This window comes from Micromonospora humi, assembly GCF_900090105.1.
In the GTDB taxonomy this organism is placed as follows: Bacteria; Actinomycetota; Actinomycetes; order Mycobacteriales; family Micromonosporaceae; genus Micromonospora; species Micromonospora humi.
Genome location: NZ_FMDM01000002.1, coordinates 311,203 through 332,000 on the forward strand (window position 1 = coordinate 311,203; position 20,798 = coordinate 332,000).

25 protein-coding genes are annotated in these 20,798 nt (G+C 72.8%); 18 read left to right on the forward strand and 7 right to left on the reverse strand.

Annotated features, from left to right (window positions below):
• The first annotated feature begins 22 nt into the window (after positions 1 to 22).
• Positions 23 to 508 carry a GNAT family N-acetyltransferase gene (locus GA0070213_RS04470; protein WP_217628580.1) on the forward strand — a complete coding sequence of 162 codons (486 nt, stop codon included), beginning with the start codon at positions 23 to 25 and terminating at the stop codon, positions 506 to 508.
• A 293-nt stretch (positions 509 to 801) separates the two neighbouring features.
• On the opposite strand, the gene GA0070213_RS32490 is transcribed toward GA0070213_RS04470, so the two are convergent.
• Positions 802 to 954: an NUDIX domain-containing protein gene (locus tag GA0070213_RS32490; RefSeq protein ID WP_281182259.1), complete on the reverse strand. Its 153-nt coding sequence runs from the start codon at positions 952 to 954 to the stop codon at positions 802 to 804.
• A 562-nt stretch (positions 955 to 1,516) separates the two neighbouring features.
• Here GA0070213_RS32490 and GA0070213_RS04480 point away from each other — a divergent pair.
• From GA0070213_RS04480 to GA0070213_RS32495, 5 genes are all read left to right on the forward strand, one after another.
• Positions 1,517 to 2,119, forward strand: a complete 603-nt coding sequence (locus GA0070213_RS04480) for a DUF4352 domain-containing protein (protein WP_245716257.1) — start codon at positions 1,517 to 1,519, stop codon at positions 2,117 to 2,119.
• A gap of 124 nt (positions 2,120 to 2,243) precedes the next feature.
• Positions 2,244 to 2,579, forward strand: coding sequence for a nucleotide pyrophosphohydrolase (locus tag GA0070213_RS04485; protein ID WP_091057649.1), 336 nt, complete (start codon positions 2,244 to 2,246; stop codon positions 2,577 to 2,579).
• Positions 2,580 to 3,008: 429 nt separating this feature from the next.
• Positions 3,009 to 3,476: a hypothetical protein gene (locus GA0070213_RS32035; RefSeq protein ID WP_245716258.1), complete on the forward strand. Its 468-nt coding sequence runs from the start codon at positions 3,009 to 3,011 to the stop codon at positions 3,474 to 3,476.
• On the forward strand, positions 3,373 to 3,966 hold the full coding sequence (locus GA0070213_RS32040) for a DNA/RNA helicase domain-containing protein (protein ID WP_281182244.1): 594 nt from the start codon (positions 3,373 to 3,375) through the stop codon (positions 3,964 to 3,966). The genes GA0070213_RS32035 and GA0070213_RS32040 overlap by 104 nt, the downstream gene beginning before the upstream one ends.
• Complete coding sequence (locus tag GA0070213_RS32495; protein WP_281182245.1) at positions 3,851 to 4,108, forward strand: DNA/RNA helicase domain-containing protein; 258 nt, start codon at positions 3,851 to 3,853, stop codon at positions 4,106 to 4,108. The genes GA0070213_RS32040 and GA0070213_RS32495 overlap by 116 nt, the downstream gene beginning before the upstream one ends.
• Positions 4,109 to 4,133: 25 nt before the next feature.
• On the opposite strand, the gene GA0070213_RS04495 is transcribed toward GA0070213_RS32495, so the two are convergent.
• Positions 4,134 to 4,667, reverse strand: a complete 534-nt coding sequence (locus GA0070213_RS04495; RefSeq protein WP_091057653.1) for a DUF6817 domain-containing protein — start codon at positions 4,665 to 4,667, stop codon at positions 4,134 to 4,136.
• A gap of 93 nt (positions 4,668 to 4,760) precedes the next feature.
• Between GA0070213_RS04495 and GA0070213_RS04500 the strand changes: the two genes are divergently transcribed.
• Together GA0070213_RS04500 and GA0070213_RS04505 are read left to right on the forward strand one after the other, a co-directional pair.
• Positions 4,761 to 5,492, forward strand: coding sequence for a class I SAM-dependent methyltransferase (locus GA0070213_RS04500; RefSeq protein WP_091057656.1), 732 nt, complete (start codon positions 4,761 to 4,763; stop codon positions 5,490 to 5,492).
• 150 nt (positions 5,493 to 5,642) lie between these two features.
• Positions 5,643 to 6,539 (forward strand): arginase family protein, encoded by an 897-nt coding sequence (locus GA0070213_RS04505; protein ID WP_091057660.1) that lies wholly within the window; start codon positions 5,643 to 5,645, stop codon positions 6,537 to 6,539.
• Here the strand turns inward: GA0070213_RS04505 and GA0070213_RS04510 are convergent.
• The gene (locus tag GA0070213_RS04510) at positions 6,470 to 6,946 is read right to left on the reverse strand and encodes an NUDIX hydrolase (protein ID WP_091057664.1); all 477 of its coding nucleotides are present in this window, start codon (positions 6,944 to 6,946) and stop codon (positions 6,470 to 6,472) included. The two genes, GA0070213_RS04505 and GA0070213_RS04510, sit on opposite strands and share 70 nt — an antisense overlap.
• Positions 6,947 to 7,076: 130 nt before the next feature.
• Between GA0070213_RS04510 and GA0070213_RS04515 the strand changes: the two genes are divergently transcribed.
• Positions 7,077 to 8,021, forward strand: a complete 945-nt coding sequence (locus tag GA0070213_RS04515) for a sugar phosphate isomerase/epimerase family protein (RefSeq protein WP_091057667.1) — start codon at positions 7,077 to 7,079, stop codon at positions 8,019 to 8,021.
• Positions 8,022 to 8,091: 70 nt separating this feature from the next.
• Positions 8,092 to 8,718 carry a class I SAM-dependent methyltransferase gene (locus tag GA0070213_RS04520; protein WP_091057671.1) on the forward strand — a complete coding sequence of 209 codons (627 nt, stop codon included), beginning with the start codon at positions 8,092 to 8,094 and terminating at the stop codon, positions 8,716 to 8,718.
• Between the two features lie 273 nt (positions 8,719 to 8,991).
• Here the strand turns inward: GA0070213_RS04520 and GA0070213_RS04525 are convergent, their stop codons facing one another.
• From GA0070213_RS04525 to GA0070213_RS04540, 4 genes are read right to left on the reverse strand one after another with little or no spacing between them, the layout of a single operon-like run.
• Complete coding sequence (locus GA0070213_RS04525; RefSeq protein ID WP_091057676.1) at positions 8,992 to 9,501, reverse strand: pyridoxamine 5'-phosphate oxidase family protein; 510 nt, start codon at positions 9,499 to 9,501, stop codon at positions 8,992 to 8,994.
• Positions 9,502 to 9,527: 26 nt separating this feature from the next.
• On the reverse strand, positions 9,528 to 10,160 hold the full coding sequence (locus GA0070213_RS04530) for a tyrosine-protein phosphatase (RefSeq protein ID WP_175441197.1): 633 nt from the start codon (positions 10,158 to 10,160) through the stop codon (positions 9,528 to 9,530).
• Between the two features lie 21 nt (positions 10,161 to 10,181).
• Positions 10,182 to 11,339, reverse strand: a complete 1,158-nt coding sequence (locus GA0070213_RS04535; RefSeq protein ID WP_091057680.1) for a mandelate racemase/muconate lactonizing enzyme family protein — start codon at positions 11,337 to 11,339, stop codon at positions 10,182 to 10,184.
• The gene (locus tag GA0070213_RS04540; protein WP_245716259.1) at positions 11,336 to 12,334 is read right to left on the reverse strand and encodes a LacI family DNA-binding transcriptional regulator; all 999 of its coding nucleotides are present in this window, start codon (positions 12,332 to 12,334) and stop codon (positions 11,336 to 11,338) included. The genes GA0070213_RS04535 and GA0070213_RS04540 overlap by 4 nt, the downstream gene beginning before the upstream one ends.
• A 175-nt stretch (positions 12,335 to 12,509) precedes the next feature.
• On the opposite strand from GA0070213_RS04540, the gene GA0070213_RS04545 reads away from it, so the two are divergent.
• Genes GA0070213_RS04545 through GA0070213_RS04580 form a run of 8 tightly spaced genes read left to right on the forward strand, consistent with a single transcriptional unit; the run spans position 12,510 to position 20,725 of the window.
• Entirely contained in the window at positions 12,510 to 13,388 is an 879-nt protein-coding gene (locus GA0070213_RS04545) for an ABC transporter permease (protein ID WP_091057687.1), read from the forward strand.
• Between the two features lie 17 nt (positions 13,389 to 13,405).
• A complete protein-coding gene (locus tag GA0070213_RS04550) occupies positions 13,406 to 14,425 on the forward strand; it encodes an ABC transporter substrate-binding protein (protein WP_091057690.1) in 1,020 nt (339 codons plus the stop codon).
• Positions 14,426 to 14,430: 5 nt separating this feature from the next.
• A complete protein-coding gene (locus tag GA0070213_RS04555) occupies positions 14,431 to 15,252 on the forward strand; it encodes an ABC transporter ATP-binding protein (RefSeq protein ID WP_175441198.1) in 822 nt (273 codons plus the stop codon).
• Between the two features lie 20 nt (positions 15,253 to 15,272).
• Positions 15,273 to 16,424, forward strand: a complete 1,152-nt coding sequence (locus tag GA0070213_RS04560) for a Gfo/Idh/MocA family protein (RefSeq protein WP_091057698.1) — start codon at positions 15,273 to 15,275, stop codon at positions 16,422 to 16,424.
• Positions 16,421 to 17,584 carry a dihydrodipicolinate synthase family protein gene (locus GA0070213_RS04565; RefSeq protein ID WP_091057702.1) on the forward strand — a complete coding sequence of 388 codons (1,164 nt, stop codon included), beginning with the start codon at positions 16,421 to 16,423 and terminating at the stop codon, positions 17,582 to 17,584. The genes GA0070213_RS04560 and GA0070213_RS04565 overlap by 4 nt, the downstream gene beginning before the upstream one ends.
• Complete coding sequence (locus GA0070213_RS04570) at positions 17,581 to 18,420, forward strand: sugar phosphate isomerase/epimerase family protein (RefSeq protein ID WP_091057706.1); 840 nt, start codon at positions 17,581 to 17,583, stop codon at positions 18,418 to 18,420. Before GA0070213_RS04565 ends, GA0070213_RS04570 begins: the two co-directional genes overlap by 4 nt.
• Positions 18,420 to 19,562 (forward strand): glycerate kinase, encoded by a 1,143-nt coding sequence (locus tag GA0070213_RS04575; protein WP_091057709.1) that lies wholly within the window; start codon positions 18,420 to 18,422, stop codon positions 19,560 to 19,562. The genes GA0070213_RS04570 and GA0070213_RS04575 overlap by 1 nt, the downstream gene beginning before the upstream one ends.
• On the forward strand, positions 19,559 to 20,725 hold the full coding sequence (locus GA0070213_RS04580) for an SGNH/GDSL hydrolase family protein (RefSeq protein WP_091057713.1): 1,167 nt from the start codon (positions 19,559 to 19,561) through the stop codon (positions 20,723 to 20,725). Before GA0070213_RS04575 ends, GA0070213_RS04580 begins: the two co-directional genes overlap by 4 nt.
• Positions 20,726 to 20,798 lie beyond the last annotated feature (73 nt).

A 20,798-nucleotide genomic window follows, 5' to 3' on the forward strand; every position in this document is an offset into this window, starting at 1 on the left:
GCCGCTCGCACGAGGAGGAGCGGTGATCGTCAGCCCGTTACGACCGGAGTTGACCGGCGACCTGGAACGGTTGATGGCGCTGGGCGGACCCCACCTGCGGCCACGCACCTCGTCGGACTACTGGCTGTACGCGCGGCTCTTCTCGTCGACCTGCCCGGTGGCGTTCGAGGATGGCGCGATGGCCGGCGCGGTGATCGCCTTCCGCAGCCAGGACGACCCGGCCGACGTCTACGTGCAGGATGTGCTGACTCATCCGGACTTCCGCCGACGCGGAGTGGCGCGGACGCTGCTCGACTCGGTGCGGGCCCGCGCGGCCGACTGGGGCTGCCACCGGCTCTACCTGACGTCGGAACCTGGGAATTTCGGGGCGCACCGGGCGTGGCGGGCGCTCGGGTTCCGCAACGTCCCCGGCGACCGGGACGTCGAGGGCGTGCAGGTGATCACCGATTTCAAAGGGCCGGGTAGGGATCGTGCTGTCTACGAGCTGCTAGCCGACGGGCCGCCCTGATTCCGGGCGCGGCCGCACGGCGGTCGTCGGGCGGGGCAGGAGACGGCGGAAGCAGGGGGCCGTCGTGGTCGGCGTGTCACAGTCCCGCCGCCACCTCGCAAACCTGGCCCGTTTTCCTCGACGGTCCGGTGCGCGACGGGCGTCGCTGATCACGACGTCGAGGCCACCCGCTCACGCCACCGGGCGATGGTCCGCTTGTAGGGCTGAGGCATGTGCAGCTCCGGCACCTCGTCATACGTGAACACGCCCAACTCTTTGTGCTCCGCGGTGTAGACGAGTTCTTCGTCGCCCGTCTACACAGCGCCGAAGCTCACGATGAACACGTGCCGCTGCGGCGTGATCTCGTAGACCCACGCGTCGATGATGTCGACGCCCATGACGGTCAGGCCGAGTTCCTCACCGATCTCGCGACGCACCCCGTCCTCGGGTGTCTCGCCGACCTCCAGCTCTGCCTCCGGGCAGCTCCCACTCGCCGTGCTCGTTCTTCAGCAGCGGCACCCGGCCGTGGTGGTCGACGACCAGCTTCACCGAAATCAGCAGCTGGTACTCGACATAGGCGGAGTCGCGCTCGACGAGGCACGGCGGTCGGTCGCTCATGCGGCAGCCTCCAGGTGAGACTCGGGCAGTCGGCGTTACGGGCACTTCCGCCGCCACTGGCAACCATCTGCGTCGGCCGCCATTCTCGAAACCTCCACCTGCGCTTTCATGAACGCGTCGCGACAGCAGCAAGGACGAGCCAAATAGACGAGTCCATCGGCCGTTCGGCCGTGAGCTTGGGGCCCCTTCGCGGACAACGACATGCCATGAAGGCATTTGCCTCGCGGTTACTTGTCTCCAACTCGACAGGGGCCGAGCGCTCCCTTGCGAGCACAGTACCGTCAACGGGACTTGCGACGGGATGCCGCTTTGACCTGTGAGGACTACATGACTTTTCCTGGGCCGCCGAGCCAGGATCAGCCATACGGAGTCGCACCCGGCGGACCACCACCGCCTTTCGGTGCTCCGCCGATGACTCCGCCGGCAGTCCGGCGACGACCGAGATGGCTGGTTCCGATCCTCGTCGGCGTCGGCGCCATGGTCGCCCTCTGCTGTGGGGTAGGCATTGTCGGCGCCGTCCTGGGTGACTCGGAACCCACCGGCGTGTCGTCCGGCCGGGTAGTCGACGCGGCGGCGAGCAGGTCAGCCGGCCCGAACGACTCGCCTGAGGCAGTCGCCCCGAAGACCACTGCGGCCGCTCCTCCGAAGGCGGTCCAGTCGGAACCTCCCGCAGCCGGTCCGAAGGCGTACCGGATCGGCGACAAGGTTCGCGGTGGTGACTTCGAATTCACGGTCAGGGGAATGAAGTGCGGCATCAGCCAGGTGGGCGACTCGTTCCTGAATCAGAAGGCGCAGGGCAGCTTCTGCCGGATCACCATCACGGTGAAGAACGTGACGAAGTCGGCTCACCTTCTCCACGCCGACGGGACGGTCACGGCACAGGACTCAGCCGGCCGCGAGTATGACGCCGACGGGGAGGCCGGCATCTACGGCAACAGGGACGGCAGAGGTTTCCTCGATGAGATCAACCCGGGCAATTCGGTGAGCGCGAACGTCTTCTTCGACGTTCCGTAGGGCACGAAACTGAAGACCATCACCTTCGACGCTGGCAATTTCACGCTGGCCGAGGATGCCGTCGTCACGCTGTGACACGGCGTCGACCGTCAGGTCGTCCTCTCGGCCGTGCCAGACTGCTGAGGTGGACGACCTGACGGCTCGCATACGGGCCTTCGCCGAGGAGCGTGACTGGCAACAGTTCCACACTCCGAAGAACCTCGCCATGGCGCTGGCCGGTGAAGTCGGTGAGTTGGTGGCCGAATTCCAGTGGCTGACACCTGAGCAGGCAGCCGCGGTGATGGACGACGCCGACGCGGGCGCCCGGGTCCGGGCGGAGATCGGCGACGTCGTGATCTACCTGACCCGGTTGGCGGACGTCCTCGGGATCGATCTGAAGGATGCCGCCGTCGCCAAGTTGGCCGAGGTCGCGGTCCGCTATCCCGCCGAGCAAGTCAGGGGCTCCGCACACAAGCGGTAGCGGAGCGTGCGAGGAGATGATCTCTTCGCTACAGTCCACGCGTACAGGCGCGTAACGACGGGCTTCCGGCCGTGGCCGGACAGGCCCCCCATGCGCACGATCAATTCGTGCTGCCCGGGGGCAAGTGTTGTCAGCGTTCCGCACGTCCGCCGACGGTCTGCTGCGCTACGTGACCGCCGGCGACCTGACCGATCGCATCGCGGCGCACATCGGGCACAATGCGGGCCCTGCCGAACGACGGTCCTGGAACCGGAGCCTGACCGCGCTCGGGCAGGACCTGGTCGATGCCGGTCTCGGGCAGGTCGAGATGCTGGTGGAGTACCAACTCCCGTTGACCAGCAAGCGGGTCGACGTCGGGTCGAGTCCTACGAGGGATCCGAGCGGCTCGTTCTGGTCGAGCACGCGTCCGGACCCCGCCTGCACCCCGGAGTGCAGGTCCAGGACTACTGCGAATACCTCACCGACTTCCTCGGTGTGCTGTCACACGGCCGCCTCCCGGTCGCCGGCGCCGCCTATCTGCACAACGCCGTCGATCGCGATGTCGTAGACCTGTACCAGCGGCAGCCCACCGCGCTGAGCCGAATCTTCACCGGCCAGCGCCGCGGACAGTTCCTCGACTACCTTCGCAGCCACCTAGCCCCCGCGCCAGGCGCGGCCGCCGCCGACCGCTTCCTCACCCGCTCCGTGCGCCCGAGCAGGCACCTGCTCTCGTACGCGAAGGCGGAGCTGAAGGATCGGGCGCATTTCACGCTGCTCGACGAGCAACGTCTGGCGTACGAACTCGTGTTGCACGATGTGCAGCGGGCGCGCAGCGCGGACCGCAAGTCGGTCGTGGTCGTGTCCGGCGGACCCGGCAGTGGTGTCGCTGCACGACCAGTTCCGCTGCGGCGGCAGTGAGGCGTACGAGGGGTGGGTCCTCGACCTGCTCGGCCTCGACGGTGGGGAACCGTCGATGTGGGTCGGCGACGGACGCTTCGACCTGCGGGGGGCGGAGTCGCCCCAGGAGATGGAGACATTTCTGTCAGAGCAGCAGGCTGCCGGCGAGACGGCGCGCATGTCGGCCGGGTACTGCTGGCCGTGGAGTGACCCGTGGTCGGACGGGTCCCTGGTGCCCGATGTCCAGGTCGGTGACCGGGCGCGTCCGTGGAACGTCATGAGTGACCGCAGTGTCGGAGAGGCACCGGGCAGCGCGTTCTGGGCCACCGACCCCCACGGCTTCGGGCAGGTGGGTTGCGTCTACACCGCGCAGGGATTCGAGTACGGGTGGTCCGGTGTCATCATCGGACCCCGACCTCGTCGTACGGGACGGGAAACTGGTCACCCAGCGGGCGGAGTCGAAGGATCCGGCGTTCCGCAGCCGGAAGGCACTCACCGATACCGAGGCTGACCGCCTGATCCGGAACACCTACAAGGTGCTGATGACCCGTGGCATGCGCGGCACCGTCCTCTACTCGACGGACGCGGAGACCCGGGAGTGGCTGGGGTCACTCGTCCGGGTCGAACGTGGCCTGGAAACGATCTACGAGTGAGCATCGCCCTAACCGGCCGACGCGGCTACCCACCGAGCACCCTTCCCACCTCGCCGCGCACGGCTGCCGACGCCGCCGGCGACCACGCGGCGAACAACTCCCGCAGGTACGCCACATGCGCGTCGGACACCGACGCCAGCTGCTCCACCACGTCCAATTCGTTGACGATGCTCAGATCGACCAGCGAGGTCAACCGGTCGGTGCGGACACTCACCGTCCGCCCGGCGAAGCGGTCGTGCACCGTGCCGGTGGTGGCGAGCCGCGGCCAGGAACGCTTCCGGTCGCACGCGCCGTAGAGGTGGACGAGGTCCTCGGCCTCGGCCCCGATCAGGTCGCGCAGCGGGCCCCGGTCGGTGTGGTCGAGCAGCACGACGTCGAAGCCGTCGGTGCCGTAGGCCGCGTGCGTCAGCCCGGCCATCTGCACGTCCGAGCTCTGGCCCAGCTCGGCGAGGCGTCGCCCCACCCGGCGCAGGTGGGCGTAGAGGGTGCCGCCCGGATGCGCGATCGTCTCGGCTCCCCGGTCGCGCAGCCACGCACACACCTCGATGTCGCTGCTCATGGTTCCGACCCTAGGCGCGCAGCAGCCCACGGTGCGTGCGCGGTTCGTCACATCGCTTGCCCTGCGCCCCGGCCGGGGAGTTGGCTCGACGGCATGGCTCGCATCGCGTACGACGACTCCGACGCGGAGGCCTTCGCGGCGACGCGTCACCTGAGCGACGACGGGCGCGCCGCCTGGCGGCAGGCCGTGGCGCGGCACCTCGCCCCGGAGCCGGGCATGCGCCTGCTCGACCTGGGCGCCGGCACCGGCAGCTGGGCCCAGGCGTTCACCGCCTGGTTCCCGGGCCTGGAGGTCGTCGCGGTGGAGCCGTCGGCGGCCATGCGCGCCCACTGCCCGTTCCGGCCCGTCCTCGCCGGTGACGCCGCGCACCTCCCGCTCGACGACGCGAGGGTGGACGGCGTATGGCTCTCCACCGTCATCCACCACGTCCCCGACCTGGCCGCCGCGGCTCGCGAGCTGCGGCGGGTGCTGCGCCCCGGTGCGCCCGTGCTCATCCGGTCCGCGTTCGCCGGCCGGCACGAGGGGATCACGTTGTTCCGCTACTTCCTGGAGGCGGTCCGGGTGCTGGACACCTATCCCTCGATCGCCGACGTCGAGTCGACGTTCGCCGCCGCCGGTTTCGCCACCGCCGCGGTCGAGCCGGTGCCGCAGGTCACCGCTCCGTCGCTGCGGGAGGCGGCGGCCACGCTGCGCCGGGAGGCGCACACCCCGCTCCAACTGATCACCGATGAGGAGTACGCGGCGGGCGTCGCGCGCCTCCGCGAGGCCGCACGGGTGCGCACCGGCCCGGTGGTCGACGCGCTGGACCTGCTCGTCCTGCGCTGATCGACAGCGTGCCGGCACCCGCCACGCGAATCGACCGGGGCGGCTGAGTCGTTGCCGACGTCAGCTCGAAAGGCGGCGCCGAACGATGCCGCCCCGAACCCGGCCGGCACGCAAAAGGCGGGCCTGCCGTCGCGCTGGTTAGGGTGGGTCATGGGCCCTCGCATGTGGACCGTGATCGGTGCGCCGTCGAGCGCCGGCGCCCACACTCCCGGTGTCGAGCGCGCGCCGGCCGCCCTGCGCGCCGCCGGGTTGCTCGACCTGCTCGGCCGGCACGCGCACGTCGAGGATTCCGGTGACACCCGGGAGTTCCGGTGGCGGCCGGATCCGGCGTACCCCCGGGGTCAGAACGCGGGCGCGGTGGCCGCGGTGGCGTCGGAGGTGGCGGCGCGCGTGACGGCGGCGGTGGCCGGCGGGCGCACGCCGCTGGTGCTCGGCGGCGACTGCACCGTCACGATCGGCCTGGTCGCCGGGCACGCGCGGGCCGGCCGGTCCCCCGCGCTGGTCTACGTGGACGGCGGTCCGGATCTCTACACGCCGCTGACCCGGCCGAACGGCAACCTGGACGCCACCGGGTTGGCGCACCTGCTCGGGTTACCCGGGACGCTGCCCGAGGTGGCGGGTGTCGGGCCGGCGGTGCCGCTGCTGACCCCGGAGCGGGTGGTGGTGTACGGCGATTCGCTGCCCCGGGGTGACCACGAGCGGGATCTGGTCGCGGAGCTGGGGCTCGCCTACGTGCCGGCCGACGAGGTGCACGCCGACCCGGTCGCGGCGGCGCGCCGGGCGCGGGTCGTCGCGGAGGCCGCCGCGGAGACGTTCGTGGTGCACTTCGACGTGGACGTGCTGCGCTTCGTGGACGCGCCGTTGGCCGACGTGCCGGAGCCGTTCGGGCTGGGTCTCGCCGAGGCGGCCGCGACGCTGGCGGAGCTGGTGGCGAGCCCGCGGTTCGCCGGGCTGTCGGTCACCGAGATCAACCCGGATCACCTGCCGGACGGCGAGGTGCTTCCCCGGTTCGTGCGGGAGCTGGCCGGAGCGTTGGCGGCGGGCTGAACCTCGGCCAGGTGCATCGGCAGCACCTTCGCCGCGCTGACCGCCAACTCCCGGTTGAGCACCTCGTCGCGGGGCACGAAGACCATCGCCTGGCCTTCGCCGAGCACCACGTCCCCCTGCCGGGCGTCGGTGTCGCCGCGGAAGACGTGGACGGTGACGGTGTGCGGGAAGCCCTCCTCGTGCGGGCGCGGGCCGCTCCAGAACAGGTGCAGCTCGCCGGCGGTCAGGCCGGTCTCCTCGAGCAGCTCGCGGCGGGCGGCCTGCTCGGGCGTCTCACCGGGCTCGATGCTGCCGCCGGGCAGGCTCCACTGGTGCGGTGAGACGGGCGCGTGGCCGTCGCGGTGCTGCAGGAGGACCGCGCCGGCCCGGTCGACGAGCAGGACGAGGGCTACGTCGTAGAAGGCCACCGCCCGAGCATGCCACACCACACCTTTTGTCTCGACAGGACAGAAGTCGAGACGGGAACAGCGAAAGCCATGGACACATCGACAGGTCTTTTGTAGCGTCGGACGCAGGCCGGCCGAGAGGAGAACCGTCATGTGTTACGGATTCGACGGGGAGGGCGCGCTGCGGCGCTCGCTCGACCGGCGCGACCTCCTGCGCGGCTCGCTGGCGGCGCTGGCCGGCGTCGGACTGGCCGGCGGGCTCGGCGCGTCCGCGGCCCAGGCGGGCGGCGTGCACCACCACGGCCGGCGGCACGTGCCGAAGGAGCTGATCAGCCTCCAGCTCTGGACCGTCCGCGACGCGCTCAACGGTTCACCCGGCTACGACGCGACGCTGACCCACCTGGCCCGGATCGGCTACCCCCGGGTGGAGCTGGCGCTGGGCTACTTCGGCCGCACCGCCGCGCAGTTGCGCCGGTTCCTCGACGGCATCGGCATCAGGGCCAGCTCCAGTCACGACGGGATCGCCGCCGACGCGGCCGGCCTGGCGCAGAAGATCGCCGACGCCCGCACGCTGGGCCAGCGGTTCATGGTGGTGCCCTACCTGAACTCCGACCGCGAGGACGACTGGAAGCGCTGGGCGGAGCAGATGAACGTCGAGGCCGCCGCCGCGCGCCGGGCCGGCCTGCGCTACGGCTACCACAACCACGCGCACGAGTTCACCATCGACTTCGGCAACGGTCGGCGCCCGTGGGACGTGCTCACCGAGGAGCTGGACCCCCGGCTCGTGCACCTGGAGATCGACATCTACTGGGCGGTCACCGGCGGCATCAACTCCGGCGACGGCGTGCGGGACCCGGAGGGCTTCACGCTCGACGTGATCCGCTCCGCGCCGCAGCGGGTGCTGCAATACCACGTCAAGGACCGCGACCCGGCCACCGGCGACATGGCCGACCTGGGCACCGGCATGATCGACTTCGCCCGGATCTTCCGCCGGCACCCGGTGCTGGAGTACATCGTGGAGAACGACACCCCGGACGTGACCCCGCAGCGGACCGCCGAGGTCGGCTACCGCTACCTGCGCCGCCTGACCTACTGACGCCCCCACGGGCCGCCGTCGGACGTGGCAGGCTCGGGTCGTGGTCACGCACCGACCGAGGAGGTACGCGATGACCGACGAGCCGGACGTCGTCCACTACGACCGCCTCTACCGCGACACCAGCGACACCGGGCGCCCGCCGTGGGAGATCGGCGGCCCGCAGCCGGCGCTCGCCGCGGTGCTCGACACCGGGGTACGCGGCCCGCGCGTGCTCGACGTCGGCTGCGGCACCGGTGAGCTGGCCCTGGCGCTGGCCCGCCTCGGCCACGACGTGACCGGCGTCGACCTGTCGCCGGTGGCGATCGCGCTGGCCCGGGCCAAGGCCGCCGCGACCGGCCTGACCGTGCGCTTCGAGGTGCACGACGCCACCCGCCTGCCGGTGCCGCCCACGCCGTACGACTCGGTGTTCGACTCCGGGCTGCTGCACACGCTGGACCGGCGCGGAGCCGCGGTCGGCGACTACCTGGCGCTGCTGCCGCGCCTGACCGCGCCGGGCGGGACCGTGTGCGTGCTGGCCGTGTCGCCGGAGGCGGGCGGAGGCTGGGGCCTGGACGCCGACGCGCTGCGGTCGGCGTTCCCCGAGCCGACCTGGACGGACACCCTTGTCGAGCCGATCACCGTGCTGGCCCGGGTCGACACCGAGGATCTCCACCTGCCCGGCCACCTGCTACGGACTACGCGCTCCCTGATCTCGTGACGGATCTGGCGGCGTAGTGGAACTCCACGGGAACCACGAAGACGTTCGGTCACCCGATCGACGCCTCGTGGCTGGACGGCGTCGACCCTCGAGCGTGCGTCCCCCGGTGCGGACCATGAACGGCCGCCCAGCCCGAGCCACCCAGCGCCAGGTACGAGCGCGCCCGTCGATCTAGGAGTTGTGGCACCTCGCGAAAGGCGCGCACACCGCAAACCCTGGCACCACAAGTCCAAGATCGACGAGACGGAGCGGCGGGCGGCGGGCCCGGGGGGGTCAGCGGCGCCAGTGTTGGCGTGGGGCGTAGCCCTCGCGGCGTAGCCAGTGTTCGGTGTAGACGACGCGCTGCGCCTCGACGAGCACGAGCGTCTCCTGGGGCGGCTCGGTCAGCGACCGGCCCCGCTCGGCGTGCTCGTTCTGCCAGCGGAACGCCGACCAGTGGTGGGCGTGGTCCGGGTGGTCCGGGGCGAGCACCCGGGCGGTGCCGAACACCTGGGCGCCGCGGCTGCTGGCCAGCCCGACCAGCGGCGCGAAGACGCCGACGGAAACCCGTGGGTCGGCGGCGATGTTGCGCATCTTCGGTGAGCGCGGCGCGGCGGTGAACATCAGCGTGAAGTCGAGCGGGTAGTAGCGCACCGGGGTGGCCAGCGGCCCGTCCGGGCCGGCGGTGGCGAGGACGCACATGTTCTGCGAGGACAGCAGGTTGAGGATGCGCTCCTCGAGGCGTTCCCGATCGAGCTTCTTCGTCGGCGTCGGCCCGGCCAGCCACGGATTCGTCAACGGCACGCGGCGTCCTCGATCATGGCGGCACCCTACCGGGCCGGTGACCCCTCGGTGAGCCGGGCACGGACGGCGGAGATCTGCGCCGGCGTCACGCCGGAACCGAGCAGGTAGTCGGTGACGCCGCCGTAGCGGCCGTGCAGGTGGACCCAGGTATTGGTGATCATGGAGGCCGGGGCGCCCTCGGTGAGCGCGTAGTCGGCGGCGATCGCGTCCACCGGCACACCGGCGACGTGCAACGCGAGCGCCACCAGCACGCCGGTACGGTCCCGGCCGCCGTGGCAGTGCACCACCACCGCGCCGGGTGGCGCCTGCGCGATCGCGGTGAACGCGGCGGCCAGGCGGTCGCGGCTGGCGTCGACGAGCAACCGGTAGCTGTCCGGCGGGATGTCCTCGTCGCCGGTCGGGTCGAAGCAGGCCGGCACGAGTCGGTAGCGGGGGTCGGCGGCCAGCGGGCTGGGGTCGGCCTCCGCCTCCGCCCGCCACCGCAGGTCGAGCACCCGGCTCACGCCGTACGCGCGGAGGGCGGCGAGTCCGGCGGCGCCGAGCCGGCGGTGGTTGTCGGTGCGGACCAGCGCCCGCTGGCGGATCCGGCCGCCGTCGGCGGTCCGAGCGCCGCCCACATCGCGCGCGTTGCGCAGGTCGGGCCAGGCCAGTCGGGGCACGAATCGAGCGTACGCCCGGGGTCAGGGTCGGGCGAGCACGTCCACGGCCAGCTCGCGCACCACCGACTCGTCCACGTCGACGCCGAGGCCCGGGCCGGTGGGCACGGTCGCCACCCCGTCGTGGATCCGCACCGTCTCGCCGGTGGCGTAGGACGAGGTGAGGAACTGCCGGCCGTTGAGGTCGACCGGGGTGTCGATGCCGTACGCGGCGAACAGGTGCAGCGAGGCGGCCAGGCCCAGGTCGGAGTCGGTGAGCCCGGAGCCCATCAGCCGCACCCCGGCGTCCTCGGCGAGCGCGCACAGCCGCCGCGACAGGGTCAGCCCGCCGCTGCGTTGCACCTTGGCGATGGCCACGTCGACGGCGTCGAGCTTGACGAAGGTGGCCAGGTCACCGGGGTGGCGCAGGCTCTCGTCGAGCGCGACCGGCACCGGCGACGCGGCGCGCAGCCGGCGCAGCCCGGCGACGTCGTTGGCCGGCAGCGGCTGCTCGAACGCGGTGACGTCGAGGTCGGCCAGGCGGCGGGCCATCCGCAGCGCGGCGTCGCCGGTGTACGCCTGGTTGGCGTCGACCCAGAGCGCGGCGTCTCCGGCGGCGTCGCGCACCGCGCGGACCACGGCGGCGTCCTCGGCCTCCGTGTGCAGGCCGATCTTGACCTTGAACGCCCGGTAGCCGAGCGCGCGTCCCTCGGCGACCGCGTCGGCGACCTCGGCGGCGCTCTGCCCGGCGACGATCCAGCCCAGGTCGACGGTGTCGCGGCGGCGTTGCCCCCAGAGCACGCCGACGGAGACGCCGAGGGCGCGGCCGAGCAGGTCGTGCAGCGCGATGTCGACGGCGGCCTTGGCCAGCGGCGCGCCGATGGTGAAGCCCCGGTTGATGGCCCGGTCGAAGGCGGTGGTGACGCCGTCGAGGTCCCAGGCGGGGCGGCCGAGGATGGCCGGGGCGAGATAGCGGTCGATGGTGGTGACGATGGACTCGGCGGTCTCGTAGGTCCAGGCGGGGATCGGGGTGGCCTCGCCCCAGCCGGTGATCCCGTCCGCGCTCACCTTGGCCAGCACCCGGATGCTCGGGGTGCCGGCGACGGCGACCGCGCCGCCGGAGACGCCGAACGAGCGGATGGTGGGCAGCGCGACCGCGTACGTCTCGACGCGGTCGACGGTGAGGCCGGCGAGCGTGGTCACGAGCCCACCTTGGCGGTGCTGGCGCGTAGGACGACCTCGCCGGTCAGTCGCACGATCCGCCGCCGGCTGCCGGTGTTCTCGGTGAGCGCCAGCTCCATCACCTTCTCGCCGATCTCGCGCAGCGGCAGCGCCACGGTGGTCAGCGGCGGCGTGAGGTCGCGGACGATCGGGATGTCGTCGAAGCCGGCGACGGAGACGTCACCGGGCACGCAGAGCCCGCGGTCGCGCAGCGCCGCGTACGCGCCGATGGCCATCACGTCGGTCAGCGCGAACACGCAGGTGGCGTCGAGGCCGCGGTCGAGCAGCTCGGTCATCGCCTGGTAGCCGCCGTCACGGGTGAACGGCCCCTCGACGACGTGCGCCGCGTCGAGCGGGACGCCGGCGGCGGTGAGTTCGTCGCGGAAGCCGCCGAGGCGGTCGATGACGGTGGTGAGCGCGCGGGGGCCGGAGAGCACCGCGAAGCGGCGGTGGCCGAGCTCCAGCAGGGCGCGGGCCATGGCGGCGGCGCCGGCGCGGTTCTCCGGCAGCACGCTGTCGACCTTGAGGCTGCGGTGCCGGCTGACCACGGCGACCTTCCCGCCGCCGTCGAGGTAGGGCTTCAGCTCGGCCTCCATGGCCCGCTCCCAGCGGGTGTCCTCGAAGCCGGAGCCGATGAGCAGGATGGCCGGCGCGCGTTCGGCGCGCAGCATCGACACGTACGCGATCTCGCGTTCCGGGTCGCGGAACGTGCTGGCGAGCATGACCAGCAGGTCGTTGGCGCCGGCGACGCGCATGACGCCGCCGGCGATGGCGGCGAAGTAGGGGTCGGTGACGTCGTGGCAGATGACGCCGACGGTGCGGTGCGAGGCGCCGGCCAGCGCGCGGGCGTGCGCGTTCGGGGTGTAGGCGAGTTGGGCGGCGGCGGCGAGGACGCGGTCGCGCAGGTGTGGGGTGACGCGCATGCCGTTGAGCGCGCGGGAGGCCGTGGCCAGCGAGACGTCGGCGGCTCTGGCCACGTCTTCCAGGGTCACGTGCGTCCGTGGCTGCATCGGTTTTCCCCCTGCGGTACGTCTTGACCGGCTTGTTTCTGCGTGGTTACCGTAGCACCCTGAAAGCGCTTACTGAAAGCGCATTCAGGGCTGCATCCCCGACCTCACCGGGGATCGTCGGCCCTGCGGAGAACGGAGGGTCATGGCCGCGCAGAGCACCATCGAGCAGCCCGGACGGACCAGTCCGCCCGACCGCCCCACGCCGGCCGCCCGCCGACCGGCCCGGCCCGGCGCCGCCGCGCTCCGGTTCGCCTCCCGCACCTGGCGACCGGCCGCGGTCCTCGCGGCGATCCTCGTGCTCTGGTGGGTGGTCACCGCCGCCGAACTGGTCAAGCCGTACCTGGTTCCGTCGCCGTCGGCCACGTTCGACGTGGTACGGGCCCAGCCGGGCTACTTCGCCCACCACACCTGGATCACCACCTACGAGACAGTGCTCGGCTTCGTCATCGCGATCGCCGTCGGCGTGCTGTCGGCGGTGGTGATGGTCTACTCCCCCACGGTCGAGAAGAGCCTCTACCCGCTGCTGCTGTTCGCCCAGGTCATCCCGAAGATCGCCATCGCGCCGCTGTTCGTCGTGTGGCTCGGCTTCGGGCTGTCGCCCAAGGTGGTCGTCGCGGTCCTGATGGCGTTCTTCCCGATCGTCATCTCCACCGTCACCGGCCTGAAGTCGATCGACCCGGAGATGCTGCAACTGAGCGCCACCATGGGCGCCGGGCCGGCGCAGACGTTCCGGAAGATCCGCTTCCCGGCCGCCCTGCCGCACCTGTTCGCCGGCCTCAAGGTCGCCGCCACGATGGCCGTCACCGGCGCCGTGGTCGGCGAGTTCGTCGGCGCCAACGAGGGCCTCGGCTACGTGATCCTGCAGGCCAACGGCAACCTCGACACCCCGACGCTGTTCGCCGGGCTGGTCGTCATGTCGCTGCTCGGCGTCGTCCTGTTCGTCGTCGTCGAGCTGCTCGAACACCTCCTGCTGCCGTGGCACGCCAGCCGCCGCACCGACGCCACCACCACAACGATGTGAAACGGAGTCATCCGCAGATGAAGAAGCGTTTCCTCACCGCCGCGCTGCTGCCGGCGTTCCTCATCTCCGTCACCGCCTGCGGCTCGTCGGGCGGGGGCGAGCAGGCCAAGTCCGCCGACGGCAAGGACAAGGTCACCCTGACGCTCAACTGGTACCCGTACGGCGAGCACGCCCCGTTCTACCTGGGCCAGAAGAAGGACATCTTCGCCAAGCACGGCATCGACCTGACCATCAACGCCGGGCAGGGCTCGCAGAAGACCGTCCAGGCCACCGCCGCCGGGCAGACCGACTTCGGCTGGGCCGACACCCCGGCGCTGCTCTCCGCCGTCGGCCAGGGCATGGACGTCAAGAGCGTCGGCGTCTTCCTGCAGACCACCCCGTCGTCGGTGCAGTTCTTCAGCGACAAGAACATCAACGCCCCGGCCGACCTCAAGGGCAAGACCATCGCCTCCACCGCCGGCGACGCGCTGAGCAAGACGTTCCCGGCGTTCCTCAAGGCCAACGGGCTCGCCGCCGGCGACGTCACGCTGCAGAACACCGACCCGGCCGGCAAGATGGCCGCGGTCATGTCGGGCAAGACCGACGCGCTGCTCGGCTTCGCCAGCGACCAGGGCCCGACCATGCAGGAGAAGGCCGGCAAGCAGGTGTCGTACCTGAAGTTCGCCGAGCACGGGCTCAACTTCTACAGCAACGGCCTGATCGCCTCCACCGACACCATCAGGAACAAGCAGGACCTGGTGAAGCGGATGGTCGCCGCCAGCAGCGAAGCATGGGCCGCCGCCCAGTCCGACCCGGCCGCCGCGGTCGCGGCGATGGCCGGCGCGTCCCAGCAGCTGCCCTCGGCGAAGGTGCTCACCGACCAGTTCACCGCCACCCTGCAACTGCTGCACACCGACGCCACGAAGTCCATGGCGCCGGGCGTCAACGACGAGGCCGACTGGCAGAAGACCATCACCGTCTTCGCCGACTCCGGCGTGATCACCAAGGCGGAGCCGCCCGCGTCCTACTGGGACGCGAGCTTCGCCCCGAAGGGATGAGCGCGATGACGGTCGGCAACCCCACCACCGACGCCGCCCCGGGCGCCACGGCGACCGGCGCCGCGGTCGAGATCGACCAGGTGGCGGTGCGCTTCCGCACCAAGAAGAAGGACACCACCGCGCTGCGCGACGTGACGCTGCGCATCGCCCCCGGCGAGTTCGTGGCCATCGTCGGCGCGTCCGGCTGCGGCAAGTCGACGCTGCTGAAGCTGGTGTCCGGGCTGCTGCGCCCGTCGTCGGGCCAGGTCCGCCTGGACGGCGAGGACGTCCGCGGGCCGCGCCGCGACATCGGGTACGTCTTCCAGCGCGCCGCGCTGCTGGAGTGGCGCAGCGCCCGACGCAACATCCTGCTCCAGGCGGAGATGCGGCGCCTGCCCAAGGCGCAGGCCCGGGCCCGGGTCGACGAGCTGATCGCGATGACCGGGCTGACCGGCTTCGAGGACGCGTACCCCAACGAGCTGTCCGGTGGGATGCAGCAGCGCGTGGCGCTGTGCCGCGCGCTGCTGCACCGGCCCCCGGTGCTGTTGATGGACGAGCCGTTCGGGGCGCTCGACGCGCTCACCCGGGAACAGATGAACGTCGAGCTGCGGCGCATCTGGCGGGAGACCGGCACCACCGTCCTGCTCGTCACCCACTCCATCGCCGAGGCCGTCTACCTCGCCGACCGGGTGATCGTCATGACCCCTCGACCCGGCACCGTCGCCGAGGTCATCGACGTCGACCTGCCCGCGGAGCGCGACTACGGCCGGACCATGTCCGACCCGGTCTTCGCCCGCGTCACGGGCCGCATCCGCGACCTGCTGGGCGCGACGACGTCCGCCGACTGAGCACTGGGAAGGACACACACGTGGAGCGCACGTCTATCGGGATCATCCTCAACGGCGTGACCGGACGGATGGGCTACCGGCAGCATCTCGTCCGGTCCCTGCTCGCGATCCGTGAGCAGGGCGGACTGCCCGCCCGCGACGGCAGCCGCATCTGGCCGGAGCTGACCCTGGTGGGCCGCAACGAGGCCCGACTCGCCGAGATCGCCGCCCGGCACGGGCTGACCTCCTGGACCACCGACCTGGAGGCGGCGCTCGCCGACGACGCCCACCAGATCTACTTCGACGCGCAGGTCACCGCCCAGCGGGAGAAGGCGATCCGGGCGGCGATCGAGGCCGGCAAGCACATCTACACCGAGAAGCCGCTCGCCGAAGGGCTGGCCGGGTCGCTGGAGCTGGCCCGCCTCGCCGCCGCCAAGGGCGTGAAGAACGGCGTGGTGCAGGACAAGCTGTTCCTGCCCGGCCTGCGCAAGCTCAAGCGCCTTGTCGACGGCGGGTTCTTCGGCCGGATCCTGTCGGTGCGCGGCGAGTTCGGCTACTGGGTGTTCGAGGGCGACTGGCAGGACGCGCAACGGCCGAGCTGGAACTACCGCGCCGAGGACGGCGGCGGCATCACCGTCGACATGTTCCCGCACTGGCACTACGTGCTGGAGCAGATCTTCGGCACGGTCACCGCCGTCACCGCGGTCACCGCCACGCACATCCCCGAACGCGTCGACGAGAACGGCGCCACCTACCCGGCCACCGCCGACGACGCCGCGTACGGCATCTTCGAGCTGGCTGGCGGCGTCATCGCCCAGATCAACTCGTCCTGGGCGGTCCGGGTCTACCGGGACGAACTGGTCGAGTTCCAGGTCGACGGCACCCATGGCAGCGCGGTCGCCGGGCTGCGCGACTGCCGCATCCAGCACCGCGGCGCCACCCCGATGCCGGTGTGGAACCCGGACCTGCCGGTCACCGAGCCGTTCCGGGCGCAGTGGCAGACGGTGCCGGACAACGCCGACTACGACAACGGGTTCAAGGTGCAGTGGGAGGCGTTCCTGCGCCACGTCGTCGACGGCGAGCCGTTCCCGTGGGACTTCCTGGCCGGCGTGCGCGGCGTGCAGCTCGCCGAGGCCGGCCTGCGCTCCGCCCGCGAGGGCCGGCGGATCGAGATCGAGGAGATCGACAGGTGACCGCACGGATCACCCTGCCCGTCGCGGGCGGCGGCGTCGAGACGCTGACCCTGCGCGAGCCGGCCGGCTGGCAGCGGCCGGCCGCGCCGCCGACCAGCCGGATCGCGTACGCGGCGGCGCACGTGGTCGCCGACCCGTACGCCGACAACGCGCCGGACGCCCCGGCCCGGCTGGACTGGGACGCCACGCTCGCGGTGCGGCGCGACCTCTGGTCCTGGGGGCTCGGCGTGGCCGAGGCGATGGACACCGCGCAGCGCGGCATGGGGCTGGACTGGGCGGCCACCCGGGAGCTGATCCGGCGCAGTGCCGCCGAGGCCGCCGCCTGCGGTGGGCGCATCGTCGCCGGGGCGGCCACCGACCAGCTCACCGGCGTGCCCGACTCGCTCGACGACGTCGTCGCCGCGTACGCCGAGCAGGTCGCGTTCGTGCAGGAGTGCGGCGCGGTCGCGGTGCTGATGGCCAGCCGGCACCTGGCCGCGCTCGCCACCGGCCCGGACGACTACCGGCGCGTCTACGAGCGGGTGCTGGGCTCGGCCGGCGCGCCGGTGGTGCTGCACTGGCTCGGCGACATGTTCGACCCGGCTCTCGCCGGCTACTGGGGCTCGACCGACCTGGACGACGCCACCAAGACGTTCGTCGCGCTGGTGCACGCGCACGCCGACGTCATCGACGGGGTGAAGGTGTCGCTGCTGGACGCCGGCCGCGAGGTGCGGTTGCGGGAGCTGCTGCCGCCCACCGTGAAGGTCTACACCGGCGACGACTACCACTACCCTGAGCTGATCGCCGGCGACGGCGAACGGTCCAGCCACGCCCTGCTCGGCGCGTTCGCGGCGATCGCACCGGCCGCGTCGGCGGCGCTGCACCGTCTCGACGCCGGCGACCCGGCCGGCTTCCGGGCCATCCTCGACCCGACCGTGCCGCTGTCCCGGCACGTCTTCGCCCCACCCACCCGCTACTACAAGACCGGCATCGCGTTCCTGGCCTGGCTCAACGGCCGGCAACTGGGCTTCACCATGGTCGGCGGCCTGCACGGCGGGCGCAGCGTCCCGCACCTGGTCGAGGCGTTCCGGCTGGCCGACGCCGCCGGGCTGCTGCTCGACCCGGACCTGGCCGCCGCCCGGATGCGCGGATACCTGACCGTGGCCGGGGTGACCGGATGACCACCGACCCGCGGCTGGCGAAGCTGTCGCTCAACCAGCGCACCACGCAACGCTGGTCGGTCCGGGAGGCGGTCGACGGCTGCGTACGCGCCGGCATCGGCGCGATCGGGCTGTGGCGCGAACCGGTCGCCGAGATCGGCGTACCGGCCGCGGCGAAGCTCGTCGCCGACGCCGGGCTGCGGGTGTCGTCGCTGTGCCGGGGCGGGTTCCTCACCGCCGCCGACGAGCGCGCGCGGGCCGAGGCGTTGGCCGACAACCGCCGGGCGATCGACGAGGCCGCCGGGCTGGGCACCGAGTGCCTGGTGCTGGTCGTCGGCGGGCTGCCACCCGGCTCCCGCGACCTGGCCGGCGCGCGGCAGCGCGTCGCCGACGCGCTCGCCGAACTGGCCCCGTACGCGGGCGAGCGCGGCGTGCGCCTGGCGCTGGAGCCGCTGCACCCGATGTACTGCGCCGACCGGGCGGTGCTGTCCACGCTCGGGCAGGCCCTCGACCTGGCCGAGGCGTTCCCGGTGCAGCAGGTCGGCGTCGTGGTGGACACGTTCCACGTCTGGTGGGACCCGGACGTGTGGCGGCAGATCGCCCGCGCCGGGGCGCGGATCGCCAGCTTCCAGGTCTGCGACTTCCTCACCCCGCTCCCGGCCGACGTGCTGCTCGGCCGCGGGATGATGGGCGACGGGCACATCGACTTCCCGCCGCTGCGCCGCGCCGTGCAGGCGGCCGGCTACACCGGGGACACCGAGGTGGAGATCTTCAACGCCGAGGTGTGGGCCACCGACCCGGACCGGGTGCTCGCCACCATGGCCGAGCGCTACGTCGAGCTGGTGCTGGCCGACTGATGCGGGTCGTCGTCGCGCCGGACTCGTTCAAGGGCTCGCTGGCCGCCCGCGACGTGGCCCGCGCCGTCGCGGACGGCTGGCGGGCCCGCCGGCCCGACGACGACGTACGGCTGCTTCCGCTGGCCGACGGCGGCGAGGGCACGCTCGACGCCTTCGCCGCCGCCCGGCCCGACGGGGTGTGGCACACCACCACCGTGCCCGGGCCGGACGGCCGGCCGGTCGACGCCGGCTGGCTGCTGCTGCCGGAGGGCAGCGCGGTGCTGGAGCTGGCCCGCTCCAGCGGCCTGCCGCTGCTGCGCGCGCCCGATCCCCGGCACGCGCACACCTGCGGCCTGGGCGCGGTCGCCGCCGCCGCGCTCGACACCGGGGCCACCGACCTGGTGATCGGTCTCGGCGGGTCGGCGAGCACCGACGGCGGCACCGGCGCGCTCCGCGCCCTCGGGCTGCGCCTGCGCGACCGCCGGGGCCGGGACCTGCCGCTCGGCGGCGCCGCGCTGGCCGACCTGGCCGACCTGGACCGCAGCGGCCTGCGGCCCGCCCCGCCCGGCGGGGTGCGGCTGCTGGTCGACGTGACCGCGCCGCTGACCGGACCGACCGGCGCCGCCGCCGTCTTCGGCCCGCAGAAGGGCGCCGGCCCTCACGACGTGGCGGCGCTCGACGCCGCGCTGCGCCACCTCGCCGCGCACGCCGGCGGCGACCCCGGCCAGCCGGGCGCCGGCGCGGCCGGCGGCACCGGCTACGGCCTCGCCGCGCTCTGGGGCGCGCGGATCGTGCCCGGCGCGGCGGCCGTCGCCGACCTGGCCGGACTCGCCGACGCGCTGGCCGACGCCGACCTGGTCCTCACCGGCGAGGGCCGGTTCGACGAGACGTCGCTGGGCGGCAAGGTGGTGGGCACGCTGCTCGACACGGCCGCCGCCGCCGGCGTACCCGTGCAGGTCGTCGCCGGTCAGCTCGGCGCGACGCCCCCGGACGCGGTGACGGCGGCGGTGTCGTTGGTCGAGCTGGCCGGGTCGGTGGAGTCGGCGCTGGCCGAGCCGGGCCGGTGGTTGCGCGCGGCCGGCGGCCGGCTCGCCGCGCGAGTCGGGCCTGTCGGACAGAACACGTGGCCGTCGTCGCCGCTCGCGGGCAAGATCGGGTCATGACCTCCGCGCCCCCCTCGATCACCACGCCGATCACCGCCGACCTGCTGCGCGGCGCGCTCGACCTGGAACGCACCGCCCAGGGGGTGCTGCCGCACCGGCTGCCCGCGCGGGCCCGGGCGCAGAACGCCGACCCGCAGGTGGCGATGGCGGAGGCGATGCCGTCGGGCGTCCGGCTGGTGTTCCGCACCCGCGCCACCGTCGTCGAGCTGGACGTGCTCGCCACCAAGATGGTCTACCGGGGCACGCCGCCGCGCCCGGACGGCCGCTACGACCTGCTCGTCGACGGGCGGCTGACCGGCCAGGCCACGGCCGGCGGCGGCAAGGTGCTCGCCATCGACCTGAGCACCGGCGCGGTGAGCACCGAGCCGGGCCCGGTCGCCGCGGTCCGCTTCGCCGGCCTGCCCGCCACCGACAAGGAGGTGGAGATCTGGCTGCCGCAGCGCGAGATCACCGAGCTGGTGGCGCTGCGCACCGACGCGCCGGTGGAGACCGTCGGCGACCGCGGCCGGCGGGTGTGGCTGCACCACGGCAGCTCGATCAGCCACGGCTCGGACGCGGAGAGCCCCACCGGCACCTGGCCGGCGATCGCCGCCGGGCTCGCCGGCGTGGATCTGGTCAACCTCGGCTTCAGCGGCAGCGCGCTGCTCGACCCGTTCACCGCACGGGCCATGCGCGACGCCCCGGCCGACCTGATCAGCGTCAAGATCGGCATCAACCTGGTGAACAGCGACGCGATGCGGCTGCGGGCGTTCACCCCGGCGGTGCACGGCTTCCTCGACACGCTGCGCGACGGGCACCCGGACACCCCGCTGCTGGTGGTGTCGTCGATCCTGTGCCCGATCCAGGAGGACACGCCCGGGCCGGGCGCCGCCGACCTCAGCACCGGCACGCTGCGGTTCGTCGCCACCGGCGACCCGGCCGAGCAGGCCGCCGGCAAGCTCACCCTGCGGGTCATCCGCAGCGAGCTGGCCCGGATCGTCGCGGAGCGGGCCACCGAGGACCCGAACCTGCACTACCTCGACGGGCTGGCGCTCTACGGCGAGGCGGACTTCGCCGAGCTGCCGCTGCCCGACGCGCTGCACCCCGACCCGGTGGCGGACCGCCGGATCGGCGAGCGGTTCGCGGCGCTGGCGTTCGGCCCGGGCGGTCCGTTCGCCGGCTGAGCGCGCGGGCGATCCCGGCTCCGCCGACGCCGCGGAGGGTTCCGCTCCGATCCACTACACTCGCCGGACTGTC

Coding starts and splice junctions, on each gene's coding strand:
- GA0070213_RS04480 (WP_245716257.1), top strand. CDS start 1,517: ATGACTCCGCCGGCAGTCCGGCGACGACCGAGATGGCTGGTTCCGATC.
- GA0070213_RS32040 (WP_281182244.1), top strand. CDS start 3,373: ATGTGCAGCGGGCGCGCAGCGCGGACCGCAAGTCGGTCGTGGTCGTGT.
- GA0070213_RS04495 (WP_091057653.1), bottom strand. CDS start 4,667: ATGAGCAGCGACATCGAGGTGTGTGCGTGGCTGCGCGACCGGGGAGCC.
- GA0070213_RS04500 (WP_091057656.1), top strand. CDS start 4,761: ATGGCTCGCATCGCGTACGACGACTCCGACGCGGAGGCCTTCGCGGCG.
- GA0070213_RS04505 (WP_091057660.1), top strand. CDS start 5,643: ATGGGCCCTCGCATGTGGACCGTGATCGGTGCGCCGTCGAGCGCCGGC.
- GA0070213_RS04515 (WP_091057667.1), top strand. CDS start 7,077: ATGTGTTACGGATTCGACGGGGAGGGCGCGCTGCGGCGCTCGCTCGAC.
- GA0070213_RS04520 (WP_091057671.1), top strand. CDS start 8,092: ATGACCGACGAGCCGGACGTCGTCCACTACGACCGCCTCTACCGCGAC.
- GA0070213_RS04545 (WP_091057687.1), top strand. CDS start 12,510: ATGGCCGCGCAGAGCACCATCGAGCAGCCCGGACGGACCAGTCCGCCC.
- GA0070213_RS04550 (WP_091057690.1), top strand. CDS start 13,406: ATGAAGAAGCGTTTCCTCACCGCCGCGCTGCTGCCGGCGTTCCTCATC.
- GA0070213_RS04555 (WP_175441198.1), top strand. CDS start 14,431: ATGACGGTCGGCAACCCCACCACCGACGCCGCCCCGGGCGCCACGGCG.
- GA0070213_RS04570 (WP_091057706.1), top strand. CDS start 17,581: ATGACCACCGACCCGCGGCTGGCGAAGCTGTCGCTCAACCAGCGCACC.
- GA0070213_RS04575 (WP_091057709.1), top strand. CDS start 18,420: ATGCGGGTCGTCGTCGCGCCGGACTCGTTCAAGGGCTCGCTGGCCGCC.
- GA0070213_RS04580 (WP_091057713.1), top strand. CDS start 19,559: ATGACCTCCGCGCCCCCCTCGATCACCACGCCGATCACCGCCGACCTG.